The 17,648-nt window shown below is 59.8% G+C and carries 18 protein-coding genes and 1 tRNA gene; 7 read left to right on the top strand and 12 right to left on the bottom strand.

The window, feature by feature from the left end; translation table 11 throughout:
- Positions 1 to 147 precede the first annotated feature (147 nt).
- Positions 148 to 1,170, top strand: coding sequence for a LacI family DNA-binding transcriptional regulator (locus tag ABZ720_RS04560; RefSeq protein WP_366554264.1), 1,023 nt, complete (start codon positions 148 to 150; stop codon positions 1,168 to 1,170).
- A gap of 18 nt (positions 1,171 to 1,188) precedes the next feature.
- Here ABZ720_RS04560 and ABZ720_RS04555 read toward each other — a convergent pair whose 3' ends face one another.
- From ABZ720_RS04555 to ABZ720_RS04515, 9 genes are all read right to left on the bottom strand, one after another.
- Entirely contained in the window at positions 1,189 to 1,494 is a 306-nt protein-coding gene (locus ABZ720_RS04555; protein ID WP_366554262.1) for a DUF4387 domain-containing protein, read from the bottom strand.
- Between the two features lie 5 nt (positions 1,495 to 1,499).
- Positions 1,500 to 2,867, bottom strand: coding sequence for an acyclic terpene utilization AtuA family protein (locus ABZ720_RS04550; protein WP_366554260.1), 1,368 nt, complete (start codon positions 2,865 to 2,867; stop codon positions 1,500 to 1,502).
- Positions 2,868 to 2,874: 7 nt separating this feature from the next.
- Positions 2,875 to 3,183 (bottom strand): putative quinol monooxygenase, encoded by a 309-nt coding sequence (locus ABZ720_RS04545; protein ID WP_366554258.1) that lies wholly within the window; start codon positions 3,181 to 3,183, stop codon positions 2,875 to 2,877.
- Positions 3,184 to 3,204: 21 nt separating this feature from the next.
- Positions 3,205 to 3,900, bottom strand: coding sequence for an RraA family protein (locus tag ABZ720_RS04540; RefSeq protein WP_366554255.1), 696 nt, complete (start codon positions 3,898 to 3,900; stop codon positions 3,205 to 3,207).
- Positions 3,901 to 3,923: 23 nt separating this feature from the next.
- Complete coding sequence (locus ABZ720_RS04535) at positions 3,924 to 5,015, bottom strand: Ldh family oxidoreductase (RefSeq protein ID WP_366554253.1); 1,092 nt, start codon at positions 5,013 to 5,015, stop codon at positions 3,924 to 3,926.
- Positions 5,016 to 5,041: 26 nt separating this feature from the next.
- Complete coding sequence (locus tag ABZ720_RS04530; protein WP_366554251.1) at positions 5,042 to 6,319, bottom strand: TRAP transporter large permease; 1,278 nt, start codon at positions 6,317 to 6,319, stop codon at positions 5,042 to 5,044.
- A 59-nt stretch (positions 6,320 to 6,378) separates the two neighbouring features.
- Entirely contained in the window at positions 6,379 to 6,846 is a 468-nt protein-coding gene (locus ABZ720_RS04525; RefSeq protein ID WP_366554249.1) for a TRAP transporter small permease, read from the bottom strand.
- A gap of 33 nt (positions 6,847 to 6,879) precedes the next feature.
- Positions 6,880 to 7,869, bottom strand: coding sequence for a TRAP transporter substrate-binding protein (locus ABZ720_RS04520; RefSeq protein WP_366554247.1), 990 nt, complete (start codon positions 7,867 to 7,869; stop codon positions 6,880 to 6,882).
- Positions 7,870 to 8,498: 629 nt separating this feature from the next.
- Positions 8,499 to 8,573, bottom strand: a tRNA-Thr gene (locus ABZ720_RS04515).
- Positions 8,574 to 8,960: 387 nt separating this feature from the next.
- Here ABZ720_RS04515 and ABZ720_RS04510 point away from each other — a divergent pair.
- The 5 genes from ABZ720_RS04510 to ABZ720_RS04490 all read left to right on the top strand — a co-directional run bounded on the left by ABZ720_RS04510 (position 8,961) and on the right by ABZ720_RS04490 (position 12,825).
- Complete coding sequence (locus ABZ720_RS04510) at positions 8,961 to 9,842, top strand: glycosyltransferase family 2 protein (protein ID WP_366554245.1); 882 nt, start codon at positions 8,961 to 8,963, stop codon at positions 9,840 to 9,842.
- Positions 9,839 to 10,579, top strand: a complete 741-nt coding sequence (locus ABZ720_RS04505) for an SDR family oxidoreductase (protein WP_366554243.1) — start codon at positions 9,839 to 9,841, stop codon at positions 10,577 to 10,579. Before ABZ720_RS04510 ends, ABZ720_RS04505 begins: the two co-directional genes overlap by 4 nt.
- Positions 10,580 to 10,588: 9 nt before the next feature.
- The gene (locus ABZ720_RS04500) at positions 10,589 to 10,975 is read left to right on the top strand and encodes a dihydroneopterin aldolase (protein WP_366554241.1); all 387 of its coding nucleotides are present in this window, start codon (positions 10,589 to 10,591) and stop codon (positions 10,973 to 10,975) included.
- A 219-nt stretch (positions 10,976 to 11,194) separates the two neighbouring features.
- Positions 11,195 to 12,235, top strand: coding sequence for an aspartate-semialdehyde dehydrogenase (locus ABZ720_RS04495; protein WP_366554239.1), 1,041 nt, complete (start codon positions 11,195 to 11,197; stop codon positions 12,233 to 12,235).
- 335 nt (positions 12,236 to 12,570) lie between these two features.
- On the top strand, positions 12,571 to 12,825 hold the full coding sequence (locus ABZ720_RS04490) for a hypothetical protein (protein WP_366554237.1): 255 nt from the start codon (positions 12,571 to 12,573) through the stop codon (positions 12,823 to 12,825).
- A 103-nt stretch (positions 12,826 to 12,928) separates the two neighbouring features.
- Here ABZ720_RS04490 and ABZ720_RS04485 read toward each other — a convergent pair whose 3' ends face one another.
- Positions 12,929 to 13,870, bottom strand: coding sequence for a L,D-transpeptidase family protein (locus ABZ720_RS04485; RefSeq protein WP_366554235.1), 942 nt, complete (start codon positions 13,868 to 13,870; stop codon positions 12,929 to 12,931).
- 288 nt (positions 13,871 to 14,158) lie between these two features.
- Between ABZ720_RS04485 and ABZ720_RS04480 the strand changes: the two genes are divergently transcribed.
- Positions 14,159 to 15,172 (top strand): aspartate-semialdehyde dehydrogenase, encoded by a 1,014-nt coding sequence (locus ABZ720_RS04480; protein WP_366554233.1) that lies wholly within the window; start codon positions 14,159 to 14,161, stop codon positions 15,170 to 15,172.
- 21 nt (positions 15,173 to 15,193) lie between these two features.
- Here ABZ720_RS04480 and ABZ720_RS04475 read toward each other — a convergent pair whose 3' ends face one another.
- Complete coding sequence (locus ABZ720_RS04475) at positions 15,194 to 17,269, bottom strand: acetate--CoA ligase family protein (RefSeq protein WP_366554231.1); 2,076 nt, start codon at positions 17,267 to 17,269, stop codon at positions 15,194 to 15,196.
- Positions 17,270 to 17,644 carry a Zn-ribbon domain-containing OB-fold protein gene (locus tag ABZ720_RS04470; RefSeq protein WP_366554229.1) on the bottom strand — a complete coding sequence of 125 codons (375 nt, stop codon included), beginning with the start codon at positions 17,642 to 17,644 and terminating at the stop codon, positions 17,270 to 17,272.
- Positions 17,645 to 17,648 lie beyond the last annotated feature (4 nt).

Genomic DNA, 17,648 nt, shown 5'->3' with positions numbered 1-17,648 from the left:
TACCCATGAAATGCTTTGGTTTCGGCATTCAAGTCGCCACTGCATGCTTTCTCCGAACTATCTTGCACCAACCCTCCCCTTACTATAGAGTTATATGTTTGATATCTTATTTTTATTAATTTTTCCACCGCCCCCGGATGCCAGTTGATGACTCGCAAGAAGAATCGGCCTTCCACCAGCAAGATCCGAATGCAAGATGTTGCGCAGAAAGCCGGATTCTCGGCTATTACTGTATCACGAGCAATTAAATCCCCCAACAAAGTATCTAGCCCAACGAAGGAAAAAATAGAGCAGGCTATGATTGCGCTCGGATATGTACCTAATTTAATTGCCAGCGGCCTAGCCTCAAATCACTATTCTACAATTGCTATTGTTGTGCCATTTATACGGGATGGAATATTTTCGGATACTGTACAAGGAATAAATGATGCAGCGCAAAAAGAAAATATATCCGTTCTACTTGGAAGTAGTGGCGCCTGTATGGAAGAAGAAGAACGAATTGTAAAACATCTTCTCGGGCATAAACCTGCAGGTATTGTCTTACACGGCGGAACACACACCGACAATACAAGAACGCTTCTAAGGCAATCTGCTGTACCAACAGTCGAGGTTGGAGTGTTTCCAGACGAGCCGATTGATATGGTTGTTGGGTATTCGAATGTTTCCGCTGCCCACCGCATGACCCAGATCCTAAGCAATCGAGGGTGCCAGAAGATCGCCATTGTGAGCGCTGACACTGTGGTACACGACAGAGCAGACCAGCGTGTACAGGGCTATCGCAGGGCACTGTCCGCTGCCAGCCTCCAGTACGATCCTCGCCTGCACATAAGGTGCGAGTTTGGCATGACTGAGGGCCGCCAGGCACTAATTGAGCTACTAAACCGAGACCGATCGCTTGATGGCGTCTTTTGTACGTCAGACATCTGGGCAGCAGGAATGATCTTTGAGTGCCACCGTAAAGGCATATCGATCCCAAAAGACATCGCGATTTGTGGCTTTAATAATCAAGAAATTGCACAAGAAATAGTACCGAGCCTGACAACTGTTCAGGTGAATCGATACGAGATGGGAGTATCTGCCGCCAAAAGCATCCTTGCGCGCAGATCTGGAAATGAACCCAAAAACGTTATCGATGTTGGATACCAAATCAAAAAAAGAGAAAGTGCGTAATCACTGTAGTTTAAATAATTAATATGCCTCTATATGCAGTAGCGGGGCGTGCTGCTGCGCACCATACACATCGCTATCCCCGGGCGAACCGGCCGAGATAGATCGACGGATACAAAATTTTATAGCTTTAGCGAAATCGTATACACCAAATTCAAAGACTTCATTCTCGGAAATTCCAAATGCGGCCGCAACAGTGGCGGGATTGACCAAGCCAGATTCCGTAACTTTTACAAATTCGCTTTCTTCAAAAAGCAAATCAAACGTCACGATAAACGGACCGGCGTTCTTGCTCCTGATAACTGTCGCGCACTCTTTGAGCAGCACTTTTGCTACACCTCCCTTATCGAGATCGGGAACCGGTCAGAGGGTTCATCAAGCTTCAGCAGATGATATATATTGAACTCATAAACCGGTCCTGCAGGCAGATCAGCTGGTGAGAACGGGAATGCCAGGTTGCCTGCTGTAGCCTTCCTTCCAGCATACCCCCAATGAAGCATCAGGGAGCGCGCCATTGCACAAATCGATTCCGCAATTTCTGGGGTTTTCGCGATTACATCAATCAACAACCCTATTTCATGACTTGTCGAACGAGAGGGCTCCCATCGTCCCATAACGCCATCAATTCCATACCGGTGGAAGACAATCTGATATGATTGGGTGTCGATATCACCAGCCGTATTCTGCCTAATTCTTTCCAGTATATCATTTTGTATAGCATCAATGTTTTCGATCATAATCGGATCGCGAACACCTCCCAAAGCGATGTGGCGGTGTCCTGTCAAACGGGCGCCCTCTAGCTTAATGAAATAATCCGGTGTTCTTTCGAAGCGGCTCCCCATCACCCGAACCCGCCCCTCGTCTTCCTGAGTAAAATGTGCGGATTCCAAGTTCACCACGCCACCTGGGCCTGGAAGCCGAACAGGATTGATTTTCTCATAGAGCGTGTGGGCCGCTATGGACTCGACCGTGCAACGCTTACCTGGATTCGGTGTCTCCACGGTAAAGCCGTCATGATCGATCTCAGCTATCAACAGGTCGGAACCTTCCACGGGAACTGCTGCTTGGCCGCCACATTCCAATATCTTGCCCATGTGCAGAGATGGCCCCCAAGGAAGCCCGCGGTAGACAGGATATGCAGCCACATTGGCAACATCCCAGGCGCGGCCTGCGAGAATGATGTCCGGTTCATGGCGAAGCGCCGACATCATCGGCTCCAGGCCAATCTGGGCTACGATGTGTTGCGCCTCATCGATGTCCTTCTCGGTGAGATCCCTCCCACTCTCAAAAGTCCGGACGCGTCCTGCAAGGAGATCCGCCTTGAGTTGGTTCGGATCTATCTCACTGTCGATCACGGCAATCCGCTTGGTTGTACCGAGTTCCTGCACAACCGATTCGACCAAGGCATAGATATGTTGGAGCTGAGAACGCGTTCCAGCTCCTCCCGCGGAACCAATGACAAGCAGCGCCCCAGACTCGTCGGCCGCTTGAAGCAGCAATCGCAGATCCCGCTCGACCATGGTATCGCTAACAAACGGTCGGCCACTGCCAAGGTAGTAGGGGCCAGGGTCAGTGCTGCCTGAATCAACGGCAATCAGATCGATTCCTCGGCGTACTGCTTCGTCCAGCGAAGCCTTTGGAAAGCCATACCCAAGCATCCCATGGGCCACTATCCGGAGGCTGTTCTTCTGCTCCGCCATGATACCCTCAGATCTCGTTGCCCGGAATCGGACCGCCAGATATCAGGTGGCATGCAACCACATTCTTAGCCGCCACCATGCTGGAGGTGGCCTCGTTGAATTTATTAAAATGGGGTGTTGCTTTGTGCTCATTGAAGCGCGCTTCGTTCTCATAAATTTCGTAAAGATGAAATGTTCCACCTGGCGCTTCGCATACGTCGAACTGGAGACAACCCGGTTCATCCGTGCGAGAGGAAATTGCGTTCTCAACGATTAAGTCGCGAAAACTTTCCACGTAACCTTCTTTGATATCAAACTGTACAAGAATTACATACATTGAAGCGCCTCCTTACTAATATTAGGATACTTTTCGTACGTGCGAAAAACGGGGATTCTTTTTAAACGCTTCAGACCGTGAAGCACCGCTCGCCATTGCCGTCCTTATTCGCCCCTCTATCTCATATAGTTCTTCTGAGTCCTCCATAATCTGCTGAATGTGCGCTTGCGGGATTACAACCACACCGTCTTGATCAGCAATCACATAATCCCCAGAATTCACCAAAAGGGGGGTTCCGTCTTGGCCTGGCATGGATATGGTTTCACCCACTTCTACCCATTGCCAGCGGCGTGAGCCATTCACCGGAGTCACACCTGCAGCATACAAAGGCAAACCCAGATGGCGAATCTCCTCAATATCTCGAATGCAACCATCTAGAATTATACCGTGACATCCGCGTTTCTTGAACTCGTCCGCAACAAATCCGCCCAATGCGGCACCTTCGTTAAACTGCCCCGTGTCCATCAAAACAATTGTATTGTTGTCAATATCTCTCTCTATGTCATCGACCGAAATTACTTTCTTGGCATGCGCCCCCTTTACAGCCTTTCGCCCTCTCACAGTGAGTATCTTACCTGCAATACAACCATTTCCCTGAAGCGGTTTTATTGAAGGACTTAAGCTATGTCTGGGAACGCCCGCTTCATCCAGGACGTCGCTGACAATTCCTGTTTCGAGTTTTCGTAGTCTTTCCAAAGCATCCGCCACGTTAACCATTGCACTGCCTCTCTTTTCAAACCCTACTGAAACACCCCAACTATCCGAGCTTCTGATATAACCTCATCGAGAACAGATTTTGTTAATTTCATTCCATCCAACTTCGCCCGTTCGCGATTTTTAAATTCTTTTTCGCCGGGTAGAATTATCTCTTCCACGCCTTCAGCCTTATCGGAGCTCTTTACCATTTTAATGTAATTATCCACCCGGCTTTTAAACATGTTAACCGGCATGAAATGAGAGACATCAATCGCAATAACGAACTGCCCATTACCTTGCGGCGTATCAACATCGTCGTACAGATTGACCAGTTCTTTCCCCACGCCGCTCCCAGTTAGGACCGCGGCAAGCATCTCGCAAATGACGATCAGCCCCCAGCCCTTATGTCCTCCGATAGGCAGAATCCAACCGCCTTCATTGACCCACTTGGGATCGGTGGTCGGTTCGCCATTAGCGTCAACTATCCAGCCAGGCGGCAACTCCTTGCCCTGGGCCAGATAGTCCAAGATTTTGCCCCTGGAACTCATGCCAAGGGCTGCGTCCAGAACGATCGGATGCTCTTTGTCAGCAGGCACCCCGACCGTGATCGGCAGCGGCCCGGTGAGGGGCGTTGTCCCTCCCCACACCGGCATGATCGGCGACCCCGTCGTGAAGGACATTCCGATCATGTCATGACGGATGGCCTCCTGAACATAGAAGGCACCTTCTCCGTTGTGGTTGCTATTCGTAACGCCGCAAGCCGCTATTCCCTGTGTCTTCGCCTTCTCGATGGCGATCGACATCGCCCTCATGGTCATCACCGAGCCGAGACCATTCTTGCCGTCGAGAAGCGCCACACCGTCGCTTTCTCTTATGACCTCTGGAACCGCGTCGGCCTTGAACCCACCCGCACGCAAACGCCGTATATACACTGGGAGCCGAATGATCCCATGCGAGTTCATCCCTCTGAGATCGGCTTCGACAAGTGAGTCGGAAACAACACGAGCGTCGGCCTCTGGGACGCCCGCCTGGTTGAGCAAAACTCTCAGAAACTCAGCGAATGCATCAGAGTCAACGATGTACGAGTTGCCCTCCTCCCTGATGACCCCAATGTTATCAATTGTGAACCGAGACATAGGTTTATCCTTTTCGAGCGCTGTATTTAACCGATGATCAGAGAAGGCAACCAAAGAGAGAGCCCTGGGAACAAGGTCAACGCCAGCACAACAAAAACACCAGCCAGGAAGAAAGGCATTACCGCCACCGTCCCTTGCTCAAGTGGCACATCTCCTATCTTGCACGCTAAAGCTAGGACGATGCCCACCGGTGGCGTCATAAGTGCAAGACAAAGATTAGCCGTGATAATCACACCGAAATGCACTGGGTCTATGCCAAATTGCATAACTAACGGAAACAAAATTGGCAAAGTCATTATTTTCGCGGCATTCACTTCCATGAACGTGCCAATAACCAGCAATACAACGTTGATAATGAGAAGGAATATTATGGGATTATCGGACAAACCCATTGCCCAACTAGCCACTCGCGCTGGTGCCTGCTCGTAAGCGAGCACCCATGCAAAGAGGTTAGCCGCCCCGATGATGATCATCACTACTGCTGTCGCTTGGACGGTATACTTAAAACAATTCCATAACTTCAGCCACGTGAGCTCACGGTAAATTAAGGCACCGACAAAAAGTGCATATAATACGGCGATCGCGGATGCTTCTGTTACTGTAAATACGGCCATACGTATGCCGACAATCACAAAAACGGGCAGCAGCAACGCGAAAACCGCAGCCTTCATGGTCGACAGCAGTACCGCCCTGTTAACTCGGCCGTGAACTGGATAATTTTCCTTCTTTGCCTTCCAAACGACTACGCCAATCATGGTCAAAGCCCACAGGAAGGCTGGCACTATACCTGCTATAAATAATTGCAGTATGGATGTGTCAGTCAGATACCCATAAAGAATCCAGGCAATAGAAGGAGGGATTATTGGTGAGAGAGGGGCCGATGCAACTGTAGTCGCTACAGCAAACCTTGCCGGATAACCCGACTGCGTCATTGCCGGTATGAAGGTGCGGCCAATTGCGCTGGTATCGGCCACTGCAGAGCCAGATATCCCACCAAACATCACGGACGCCAGGATGTTGCTAATTCCCAGGCCGCCGCGAAATCGTCCAACCAGTGCGTTTGCAAATGTCACCAGGCGATCGCTCAAACCGCCCGCAGCCATAATGGATCCCGCAAGCAGGAAAAGTGGAATTGCAAGAAGAGAAAAACTATCAAACCCCGAGAATACCCGCTGAGCGGCAACCATCATGTTGAGATTGCCGTCGATTAACAGCGCGGATAAAGACGACGCCAGGATTGCGAACCCTAACGGCACCCCGAGAATAATAAACAAAGGCAGCGTGATTGCGATTGTCAAAAGCATATCTATCTGCCCTGCCTTAAATACACATTTTCCGTGAGGTCGCGAGTATGACGACGGTGCTAATCATCTTTTGGCACATATCTCGCCATAAAGAAAAATAGAATCGCGATACAGCCTACAGGAACAGCTAAATAAGGTAATGTCATAGACATACCAAGTCCCGGCGCTCTCTGCCCTCCGCCGACAACTGCAAGCTCATAGCCATACCACCCGAGAAATCCAGCAGCGATGACTGCTATACTGTATCTAATGGTATCCGCAATCTTGCGCCATTTTGCAGGTAGCATGTCAACGAATATTGTGACCGCCACATGTCCTTCAGTTCTGATGGCCACTGCTGCGCCAACCATCGTGATCCAAGCCACCAGATAGCGCGCCAGCTCGGGTGCCCAGCGCGTGGGACTCCCAAGTACGTAACGCGTGAATACCTGCCAGGATATTGCGAGGAGCAGCACCACAAGAGCGCTTACCAGAAAGGCGTCCGCAAAGTGCTCAACGCGAGCGCATACTCTACGTGCAAGTCGCATCACAGACGCCTTTCTATAAGCAAGACGAGGGGTTTAGTTACCAGCGGATTGGAAGCGCTCAATCCAGTCTGCGTACTCCGCGTACTTCTCGGTGAGCGGTTCAAGCTTCTCGCGCAGGCTGGCGAGATCCGGCTGAATGAACTCCGCCCCCTCGCCTTCCAGCTGCTCGCGATATCCGTCAATCATCTCCAGCGTCTGTTCGGTACCCCACTGCATGGCTTCTTCACCTTCTTCGCGAAGGATCTGCTGCACGTCCTCGGGCAGTGAATCAAAACGCTCACCCCAGAATATCCAGGAATAGAAGGGATTTACGTGGGCTGTCTCTACGATGTATGGCACGGCCTCGTAGTAGCGAGAGCGGACGTGTGCTTCCAAGGGGTTCTCTGCGGCCTCAATGATGCCCTGCTGCAAAGCAGTATACACTTCAAGGCTCGGCATCGGCGTGGGACTGGCGCCCAGGGCTTCCCAGGTATCGACATAAATGTCCATCTCAGGAACGCGGATGCTCAGTCCCTCAAGCTCTTCAGGATTGGTGAAGGCGCGTGCCGAAGCGGTCTGGCGTGGTCCACGGAAGCCAGCACCAATCAGCCGATAGCCTGTGCGCTCTTCCACCTCGTCGAAGAATTCATCGCCCACATCGGTTTCGTCGAAAATAGCGCGGAAATGGTCGATATCGCGAATGAGATAGGGGTACGCGCCGAGGCTCGCAATATCATCGTAGCGGCTCAGCTGGTCAATCTGCTGAACAACAATATCTACGGTACCAAACTGAAGCTGTTCGATTGTCTCCCGCGCTCCGCCAAGATCGCCTGAATACGACCAGCGGATCTCGACTTCGCCATTTGTTCGTTCTGCGACATTTTCCGCAAAGCGCTCACCAGCAAGTGACCACAGGTTGTCCGGCGGAGAGATGGTCGTCGCCACCAGGGTTGTTGACTGAGCGGAAACAGAAGACGCACCTGCAACCAAAAACGCAGCTATCGATGCTGCGCCCAATGCGTATATTTTCTTGGATTTTATCATAATCTATCCTCCCACCTATAGTGAACCGAGCGCTTGATCACGGTATTATTCTTGCGCGCGCTGCTAGGTACTGGCGCGATGTACCGGTGAGTATGAGGAGGGCCCAATGTTAGCGTCAAGCATTTTGTGTTCGCCCGACTGGCTGCGCGTTCTGCACAACACGGTTAGCACGAACTGTGCCACACTGCCGTTCCGCTGGGAGAAGGGAAGATAACTCTGCACCGAAGACCCGGGGCTGGGATGGGATGCAGGTAAAGGAGGCCATCTAGCGGCTTCGGTTGATCGCTTCCGTTGGGAAGATCAAACCTAGCATGGAGATAACTTCTCTTACTCTTTCTAGTTGTCGCTGATCATGGTGTCGTGCCCATGGTTCCCGTTGCGGGGCCCAATTGAATACTGTACAGCGCTGGCGTTACGCATGGTGAAATATCTGCTGTTCGCCGCCGTGTTTGTCGGGAGTGTGCCGCCTAGATCATTGCAGGCGTCCGGCCCCAGCAGACAGAGAGAACACTCCAAAGCAAGCGCAAAGCCACAATAGCAAAAATATATGTCGGTGCTGCCCAGACAAATCGGTTCTACGGCCAAGGGGCGGACCGCCTCAAAAAAACTCAATTATTCTAGAGAGCTAATGGTGCCGCCGGCGTGAATTGAACACGCGACCCCACCCTTACCAAGGGTGTGCTCTACCCCTGAGCTACGGCGGCACGAAGGGGGCGCGTGAGCGCCCCGGGCAAGCGGGCGGAACATGCCACCGGGGCCCCGGCATGGCAAGCGTGATCATGCGCAATTTTTTGCACTTATGGCTGCTGCCCGGTGAGGGCCGAGACGCTGTTACGGGAGGTGGCGCCAGCGCCTCGCCACAAAGTGGTCACGGCCATGCCTCTGGCCCTTGCTGGCCATTCTGGCGTAAGGACGGTGATCCCGTGGCGGCGACCGCTGGCTCTTCGGGGCTGGCGGGCAAAGGTGCGGACGATCTTGCGTCGTCACGGGACCCGCAGCTCACCGGCTTCTGGCCCGGCTGTTCTGGCCCCCTCCCCTTCTGCAAGTTATAAGGTCTCCAGCCCATTCGGGAATCGGGGAAAGGGAGTCCCGTGACCGCCAGCGTCGCCATCCTCTTGCCGGCCTATCGCGCCGCGGCCACTCTGCCGCGGGCGGTGGCCAGTCTCCTGGCGCAAAGCCGCGAGGACTGGACGGCGATCATCGCCAGCGACGACGGCTGTGACTATCTGGACCTCCTGGCCGCACAGGGGCTCAGCGATCCGCGCCTGCAACAGGTCTCCACGGGCCGGAACGGCAGCTGCGATCACGGCGCGCGCAACGCGGCGCTGCGGGCGGTGGGAGATGCTCCCTACATCGCCACGCTGGATGCCGATGATGCCTGGGCGCCGGAGCGGCTGGCCAAGCTGCTGCCCCTGGCGGAGCAATCGGGGGCCGCCGTCTGCAACACCCTGACCCACGACGAAAGCGGCCGCGCCTACAAGCGTCCCTTTCCCGAGGCCCGCGCGCCCTTCGCGATGACGGCAGAGGATATCCTCTCGCCGCGCTCGCCCTTTTTCCCCGTTTTCCGGCGCGAACTGGCCGGAGCCGGCTGGCCGGCCGTGCCCTTCTGCTCCGATGTGCTCTTCAGCCTCGGGCTGCTCGACCGGACGCGCCGGGCCGGCGGCGCCCTGCTCTGCCACCCCGAGCCGCTCTACCACTACTACAAGACGCCCGGCTCCATGACCCATGACGCCGGCACCGCAGGCCTGGCGGATGCGGGCTATGGCGCCATTCTCGACCTGCTGGCGGATCCGGCCTTCCCCCTGGCGGACGACATCCGCGCCGCCGCGCAAGCCGAGTTCACCCGCAACCGCCAGAGCAACGCCGTCTTCGCCCGTTGGCTGGCCGAGGGGCGCTGCACGAGCCTGGAGGACTTCCTGGACCGGACCGAAAACGGGCGTGCCGCCTGGCTGTTCCGGGAGGGCAATTCGTGAGCTGCGTTCTGATCACCGGCGCGGGACAACGGCTGGGCCTGGCCATGGCCGAGGCGCTAGCAGCCGACGGCCACAGCCTCTGCCTGCACTACAATAGTTCGCGGGAGGCCTGCGAGGCCCTGGCCGAGCGCATCCGGGCGGCCGGTGGGGAGGCGGTGACGCTGCAGGCCGACCTCTCGGACCCCGCAGCGGCAGAAGAGCTGCCGGCGCGCGCCGCCGCGCTGCTGGGATCCCTGGACGTCCTGGTCAACAACGCCTCGATCTACGAGGAGGATCGGCTGCGCGATTTCGCGCCGGAAACCTGGGAGCGGAATTTCGCAATCAACCTGCGTGCGCCCACCCTGTTGTGCCAGGGTTTCCTCAAGCGGTTGCCCGCCGGGCAGAGCGGCAGCATCGTCAACATGCTGGACACCCGCGTGGCCGCGCCACGCGCCGGAGACTTCCTGTCCTATACGCTCAGCAAGTGCGCGCTAGCGACCCTGACCCGAATGCTGGCCGTGGAACTGGCGCCGCAGGTGCGGGTCAATGCCATTGCCCCGGGGCTGACGCTGCCCAGCAACGGCCAGAACGACGCGGAGTTCGCCGCCGCCCAGGCCGCCGCACCGCTGGGCTACGGCGCGCAGATCGCGGACATCCAGCGCGCGCTGCGCTATCTGCTGGCATCAGACCCGGTGACCGGCCAGATTCTCTACGTGGATGGCGGTGAGCGCTTCCTCAGCCAACCGCTGGACAGTTAAGGAGCCCCTATGACCGCCCCCTGGTTCGACGGCAGCGCCGGCTACACCCGCGTCTTCCTGGAGGAGGTGGCGCTCAACCTCAAGATCGGCGCCACGGAGTGGGAGCGCCACCCCGACAAGCGCATGAAGGTCCTGGCCACGGTGGAGTGCTTCCTGCGCCAGGAGCGCCACGAGGGCGAAACGCTCGACAGTGTGATCGATTACGACCGCCTCTACCGCCTGCTGCAGGACTGGCAGGAACGCCCGCACACCGACCTGCTGGAAACTCTGGCGCAGGAGTTGGCCGACGCCTGCCTGACCGACCCGCGCATCGAGGCCTGCCGCGTGGCCCTGCGCAAACCGGACATCTACTGGAATGCCGCTGCAGCAGGGGTGGAGTTCTATCGCAGGCGATAAACAAACTCGCGCGTTAGGCATAGCAGGCATCCGCCCTTCGCTCTTGCAAGCCCCGGTCCGAGACCGGACACAAGGGCGTAGACCGGATCGCGTCGAATCCGAACCACAAGGGTTCAGATTCAAAGCGTGAATCCGGTCTACACCAAAGAGATAGTGCAGATCGCGCGGCGCTGAGATGCTGTCCGCAGCCAGAGTGCAGACCGAAGGAAAGTTCGTATCATGTCCGTTTCCCCGCTTGCCGGAATCGATGTTGCCATCCTTGGCGCCACGGGCGCCGTGGGGCGCGAGCTGATCGCCGTCCTGGCGGAACGTGCCCCCGATCTGCGGTCCCTGACCTGCTTTGCCTCCGCCGGCGGCGGACGGCGGACCCTGACGGTCGGCGAGCGGGAGGTCACGGTCGAGCCGTACAGCCGGGAGGCGATCCGCCCCGGCACCCTGATCTTCATGGCGGTTTCCGGCGAGTTCGCCAAGACGGAGGGCCCGGCGCTGGTCGAGGCCGGTGCCCTGGTGATCGACAACTCTTCAGCCTTCCGCTACGACCCGGCCGTGCCCCTGGTGGTGCCCGAGGTCAATGCGAAGGCCATCGGCAAGGCCCGCCTCATCGCCAATCCCAACTGCACCACGGCAATCCTTGTGCCGGCGCTGGCGGCACTCCACGCCGCCTGCGGGCTGAAGCGGGTCATCGTCTCGACCTATCAGGCTGCCAGTGGGGCCGGGGCCGCCGGCATGGAGGAACTGCGCGTCGGCGTCGCCCGGGACCTCGCCGGTGAGCCGGTGCCGGCGGAGGCTTTCGCCCACCCGCTGGCCTTCAACATCATCCCCCAGATCGATGCCTTTCAGGACAACGGCTACACCCGCGAGGAAATGAAGGTGGTCTGGGAAAGCCGCAAGATCCTGGACCTGCCCGACCTGCCGCTGAGCTGCACCGCGGTACGGGTGCCGACCCTGCGCGCCCATGGCGAGGCCGTGACGGTGGAGCTGGAGCGCCCCTGCACCCCCGAGGAAGGGCGTCGCCTCTTTGCCGATACACCGGGGCTGGTGCTGGTGGATGAACCGGAGAGCCTGCGCTACCCCATGCCGCTGACCGCCAGCGGCAAGGACCCCGTGGAGATCGGCCGCGTGCGCCAGAGCCTCGTCTTCGGGGCACTGGGCCTCGACTTCTTCCTGGTGGGCGATCAGCTGCGCAAGGGCGCGGCCCTGAACGCCGTGCAGATCGCCGAGGCGCTGGCCAGAGAAGGTGCACTGGCACTCTCTGTCTGAGGGTCGACGGGTCCTGGCCGCTCCGGTTCGATGGGGTGGCCGGAAGCAGGGTGCCCTGTGACCACCATTGGCGGCCGTCGCGCAACGGCTTCCACCTGCACTTTTCCCTGCCGCGCTGCAGGACTGGCAGGGGTAGCGGCAGGGCCAGCCGAGAGTTGATCGCGGTGATATTCTTGAGGCGATTGCAAGACGCCCCTTGCAATTCTGCCAGAAGAAGCCGCAGATTGAACTGATCGTCGGCACTTCGTTTGGGGTATGGAGAGCGTTCGCGCCAAAAGACGTACCGCTAAATCGCCGGCGAGCAACAGATCAACCAACCCTAAAAGGGGGTCGTCATGAACAAAGTTGCACGTCGTATGGGTATCCTTGGTCTAGTGACTGCGTCTGCGCTGGGCCTTGCAGCGTGCCAGTCCTCACTCAATGACGAAGACCGCGCCATGCTCGAGCAGGTCCGCTCCTCCGCTGAGCGCGCCGAATCTGCTTCGCGCAGCGCGGAGCAGGCCGCCCGCTCCGCTGAAGCCTCGGCACAGCGCGCCGAAAGCGCGGCCTCCCGGGCCGAGCGCTCCTACGGGCAGTCCATGCGCAAGTAATAGAGCTCACAGCGGCCTGGCGGAGCGCCCCGATGCTCCGCCAGGCCCTAAGTGTCTAGAGACCCGGCACGGCGGAAACCGTGCCGGGTCTTTGAGTCTCGCCTCAAGTCGTAATGCGGATCGGGTAGCCGCGCCGTTCGAGACCGGCCCGCTCGATAGCGGCCCAGTTCAGGCGCCCGGACTGGGATCCCACCATTTCCAGCACCCGATCGATCAGGTCCGCCGGCATCTCGGGCTCGAAATAGCCGGAGACCTCGATGCGATCGGCCTGCTCTTGGGACGGGCTGACCTCCAGGTAGAGTTCGCCATCATCGAGCCAGGCGAGCTTGACCTCCTGATCCACCACGGAAACCGGCGTCCCCACGCCGCAGAGCGGATAGAGCCGTTCGACCTCTTCATTGTACATGCGGATGCAGCCCGCGCTCACCCGCCTGCCCACGCCCTCGGGCAGGGCCGTGCCGTGGATGAGATAGGCGGGCCAGCCGAGATAGAGCGCACGGGTACCCAGGGGATTGTCCGGTCCCGGCGGGAACACGCTCGGCAGCTCCGGCTTTTCCGCCCGAATCGATTCCGGCGGATACCAGGTGGGGTGCTCCGCTTTGCGCACGATGCTGGTGGAACCCATGGGCGTGCCGCGCCCTTCGCGCCCGATGCCGATGGCGAAGGTCATCGGTTCACCGCCGTCCGACGGATAGTAGTAGAGACACATTTCACAGAGATTGATCACCACACCGCGCTGCGGCGCGTCGGGCAGCAGCCGCTGGGTCGGCAGCAGGATTTCCGTGCCCTCGCCCGGCAGCCAGACGTCCACGCCGGGGTTCGCGGCCTTCACCTCGACGAAGCCCAGGTGATTGCGTCGCGCGATGTCCACCACCGTGTCCTCGGCGCGCGCGCGGTAGCTCTGCATTTGCCCCACCACCTTGCGCGCCCGCTCCTCGGCAGTGGCGCTCCGCAAGGGCAGGGAACCGGCGAGAAGCCCGGTGCCCACTCCGGCTGACACCAGGGCGAGAAGCCGGCGACGGTCGAGTGTTACTCTTGACGGCATGCCTCGCATCTCTCCAACTGTGACAGAAAGGCAAAGGCGCATTGCCTCTTTCAAGAGTCGCAGATACCCCCGAATCCTGGCGAGGACAAGGCGAGCCCGCGTCAAAGCAATAGCACAGCAGCAGATTGTCACGCTTCCGCCACGCCCAACCCGACTCTCGCCATGCCTTGCAAAAGCCCCGACAGCACCTAGATTGCCGGACCTTGATGGGAGCCGAGACCAGCCTTCAGTACTCCGTCCGGCACCACATCCGAAACACAGCGACAGCCACAGGATTGGATCAGAGCAATGGGCTATAAGGTGGCGGTGGTCGGAGCCACCGGAAACGTCGGACGCGAGATGCTGACCACGCTGGCGGAGCGAGAGTTTCCGGCCGACGAGGTCTACGCGGTCGCCTCCGAGCGTTCGGCCGGGGCCGAGGTCTCATTCGGCGATGACGATGTGCTGAAGGTCCAGGACCTCAGCCACTTCGATTTCTCCGGCGTCGACATCGCGCTCTTCTCCCCGGGTGCCAAGGTCTCTGAGGAGTTCGCCCCCCGAGCAGCGCGGGCGGGAACGGTGGTGATCGACAACAGCTCCCACTTCCGCATGGACCCGGACGTTCCGCTGGTGGTGCCTGAGGTCAATCCCGACGCCCTGCCCGGCTATGCGCGCAAACACATCATCGCCAACCCGAACTGCTCGACGATCCAGCTTGTGATGGCACTCAAGCCGCTGCACGACCTGGCGCCCATCGAGCGGGTCATCGTCTCGACCTATCAGTCCACATCCGGTGCGGGCCGCGAGGCCATGGACGAGCTCTTCACCCAGACCCGGGGCATCTTCGTCAACGACCAGATGAAGCGCGAGCACTTCACCAAGCAGATCGCCTTCAACGTCATCCCCCATATCGACAGCTTCATGGAGGACGGCGCCACTCGCGAGGAGTGGAAGATGATGGCGGAGACCAAGAAGATCCTGGACCCGCAGATCCGTCTCCATGCCACCTGCGTGCGGGTGCCAGTCTTCATCGGCCACGCCGAGGCGGTCAACGTGGAGTTCGGCACGCCGCTGGACGAAGACGAGGCCCGCTCCGTCCTTCGCAAGGCGCCGGGGGTGACGGTGGTCGACCACCGGGCGGACGAAGGCTACGTCACCCCGGCGGAATGCGCCGGCGAGGATGCGGTCTTTATCAGCCGCCTGCGCACCGACCCCACGGTCGAGAACGGGCTCGCCTTCTGGGTCGTCGCAGACAACCTGCGCAAGGGCGCCGCCCTCAACGCGGTGCAGATCGCCGAAACGCTGGTGGGTGCCTACCTGTAATCACGCACCGCAGGGTGAGTCTCACTCTCCCTGCGCCACCTCCACCAGGGCATCCAGGGCCACCGCCCCCTCGGCCGAGACCAGCAGCGGGTTGATGTCGATGGACCGCACCTGCCCGTCGCCTGCCGCGAGCACGGCGCCCACGGCCTGCGCCGCCCGGGCGACGGCCGCGGCATCCAGCGGCGGCTTGCCGCGCACGCCCTCGAAGAGCGGCGCGATCCGCAGGCCGGCCAGGGCCCGGCGCACATCGGCCTCGTCGAACGGCGGCAGCAGCAGAGCCGTGTCCGGCATGGCCTCGACCAGGATGCCGCCGTCGCCGAGCATCACCACCGGCCCGAACACCGGGTCGATGCGCCCGCCCACGACCAGTTCCCGCTCGCCCGACGTCATGCGCGCTGCCAGCACGCCCTCGAAGGCATGGCCCAGGTCTTCCACGCCGGCCTTTATCTCGGCGAAGGCAGCCTCGACTGCAGCCGGCTCTGATAGGCGCAGGCGCACCAACCCGTACTCGCTCTTGTGCGGCAGGGCCGCCGAGCAGGCCTTGAGGACCAGCGGTGAGGCAGCCGCGTTCAGGAAGGCCACCGCCTCCTCGGCTGTCTGGCACAGCCGTCGCTCGACACCTGTCAGCCCCTCGGCCTCCAGCATCGAAAGCGAGCGATGCTCGTCGAGGAAGGCGGTCTTCTCCACCATCGCCAACGCCGGTCGGCTGAGCGCGCCGCCGCGGCTGGCCTCCATCACTTCGTGATGCGCCGCGAACTGGGCGAGTGCGGCCACGGCCTCGTCCTCGGTCTCGAAGGCCGGCACGCCAAGTTCGGTGAAGGCGGCGCGCACCTTGGGCTGCGGCGCCGCCAGCACCACGGGCTTGCCGCTCTGCTTCAGGAAGTCGGCCGTATCGGAGGCAAAGCGCGGGTAGTCATAACCGCGCCCGCTCACGGGAATGCCGATGAGGAACATGTCCACCGCCGGGTCGGCGCCGACCACGGGCAGCACCCGGCTGAAGAGGCCGCTGTCGGTCAGCAGAGCCGCGGTGATGTCGATGGGATTCCGGGCCGAGGCGAAGGAAGGCAGGATGGACCGCAGGTCGGCCTCGGTCTGCTCCGCCAACTGGGCCAGTGGCAGGCCTGCCCGGTCGGCGGCATCGGCCGCCAGCACGCAGGTGGCGCCGCTGTTGCTGATCACCGCCAGATTGCGACCTGCGGGCTTCCAGCCCTGCAGGTAAAGTTCCGCCGCCTGGACCAGGTCGAGCACACCGTCGGCGCGCCAGATGCCGTGCTTTTCCAGGAAGGCGTCCACCACCCGGTCGGCGGTGGCGATGGCCCCGGTGTGCGAGGCGGCGGCACGCTGCCCGTCCTGGGAGCGGCCGGACTTGAGCGCGATGATCGGCACACCCCGCTCCCGCCCGATGGCGGCCGCCCGGGCCAGATGCTCCGGATCGGTCAGGGTCTCAAGATAGAGCAGCAGCAGCTTGACGTCCGGGTCCTGGATCACTGCGGCGGCAAGCTCGGACACCGTCACGTCGCAGTCATTGCCGGTGGCGTGGACGTGGCGCACGCCGATGCCGCGCTCGCGCAACAGGCCATAGGGCACGACGCTCATGGCGCCGCTCTGGCTGATGCAGGCCACCGGCCCATCCTGGGGCTGGGCCTCGATGAACATGGTGGAGAAGGAGAGGATGGCGCCCGTGCCGAAGTTGGCCAGGCCCTGACTGTTCGGACCGACGAGGCGCATGCCTGCCGCATTGGCGAGCGCGCGCAAGCGCGCCTCCTCAGCCTTGCCCTCCGGTCCGGTCTCGCCGAAGCCGCTGGCCATGATGACGGCGGCTTTCACACCCTTCGCCGCACAGGCCTCGATAGCCTCCACAGCCGTCTGACCGGCAACCGCGATGATGGCCGCATCGGGCACTTCCGGCAGGTCGGCGATGGAGGGATAGGCCGGCAGCCCCTGCACGGTCTCGCGGCTGGGGTTCACCGGCAGGATGCGGCCGGTGAACCCGAATTCCTGCAGGTAGCGGATCGGACGCCCGCCGATCTTGTCGGCATTGTCGGAGGCACCGATGATGGCGACGCTGCGCGGCGCCAGTAAGGCTTCAAGGCTCATTTATTCTTCCCGGCTGGAACGATCGAAACGAAGCAGGCTGCGCTCTCCATGGGGCGCGAAGGACAGACTCACGCGTTCGCCCGGCTTGAGGTCAAGGGCAGCGTGGCCCATCACCCGCATGCCCTCGTCGAGATCGACGAGGGCGATGGCGTAAGGCACCTTCTCGCGATAGTCAGGCGTGGGCGCACGGTGCAGCACGCTGTGAGCGGCGACGCGCCCGCCCCCGGCTACCGTCTTCCAATCAAGATCCTCACTGCCGCAGCGGCTGCAGAAACCGCGCACGAAGGCCTGGTGATGGCCGCAGTTGCGGCAGGATTCATAGGCCAGCGTGCCGTCGGCGGCGTCCTGGCGATGGCGTTCAATCAGCTCTTGCATGGCC

It is taken from the genome of Aquibaculum sediminis (assembly GCF_040712085.1).
Lineage (GTDB): Bacteria > Pseudomonadota > Alphaproteobacteria > Kiloniellales > DSM-21159 > Aquibaculum > Aquibaculum sediminis.
This window is presented reverse-complemented; position numbering and strand designations above follow the sequence as displayed.

What these genes read in the sequence shown, in the direction of transcription:
- ABZ720_RS04560 (WP_366554264.1), top strand. Translation starts at nt 148, where the DNA reads ATGACTCGCAAGAAGAATCGGCCTTCCACCAGCAAGATCCGAATGCAA.
- ABZ720_RS04550 (WP_366554260.1), bottom strand. Translation starts at nt 2,867, where the DNA reads ATGGCGGAGCAGAAGAACAGCCTCCGGATAGTGGCCCATGGGATGCTT.
- ABZ720_RS04545 (WP_366554258.1), bottom strand. Translation starts at nt 3,183, where the DNA reads ATGTATGTAATTCTTGTACAGTTTGATATCAAAGAAGGTTACGTGGAA.
- ABZ720_RS04540 (WP_366554255.1), bottom strand. Translation starts at nt 3,900, where the DNA reads ATGGTTAACGTGGCGGATGCTTTGGAAAGACTACGAAAACTCGAAACA.
- ABZ720_RS04535 (WP_366554253.1), bottom strand. Translation starts at nt 5,015, where the DNA reads ATGTCTCGGTTCACAATTGATAACATTGGGGTCATCAGGGAGGAGGGC.
- ABZ720_RS04530 (WP_366554251.1), bottom strand. Translation starts at nt 6,319, where the DNA reads ATGCTTTTGACAATCGCAATCACGCTGCCTTTGTTTATTATTCTCGGG.
- ABZ720_RS04525 (WP_366554249.1), bottom strand. Translation starts at nt 6,846, where the DNA reads ATGCGACTTGCACGTAGAGTATGCGCTCGCGTTGAGCACTTTGCGGAC.
- ABZ720_RS04520 (WP_366554247.1), bottom strand. Translation starts at nt 7,869, where the DNA reads ATGATAAAATCCAAGAAAATATACGCATTGGGCGCAGCATCGATAGCT.
- ABZ720_RS04500 (WP_366554241.1), top strand. Translation starts at nt 10,589, where the DNA reads ATGACCGCCCCCTGGTTCGACGGCAGCGCCGGCTACACCCGCGTCTTC.
- ABZ720_RS04495 (WP_366554239.1), top strand. Translation starts at nt 11,195, where the DNA reads ATGTCCGTTTCCCCGCTTGCCGGAATCGATGTTGCCATCCTTGGCGCC.
- ABZ720_RS04490 (WP_366554237.1), top strand. Translation starts at nt 12,571, where the DNA reads ATGAACAAAGTTGCACGTCGTATGGGTATCCTTGGTCTAGTGACTGCG.
- ABZ720_RS04485 (WP_366554235.1), bottom strand. Translation starts at nt 13,870, where the DNA reads ATGCCGTCAAGAGTAACACTCGACCGTCGCCGGCTTCTCGCCCTGGTG.
- ABZ720_RS04480 (WP_366554233.1), top strand. Translation starts at nt 14,159, where the DNA reads ATGGGCTATAAGGTGGCGGTGGTCGGAGCCACCGGAAACGTCGGACGC.
- ABZ720_RS04475 (WP_366554231.1), bottom strand. Translation starts at nt 17,269, where the DNA reads ATGAGCCTTGAAGCCTTACTGGCGCCGCGCAGCGTCGCCATCATCGGT.
- ABZ720_RS04470 (WP_366554229.1), bottom strand. Translation starts at nt 17,644, where the DNA reads ATGCAAGAGCTGATTGAACGCCATCGCCAGGACGCCGCCGACGGCACG.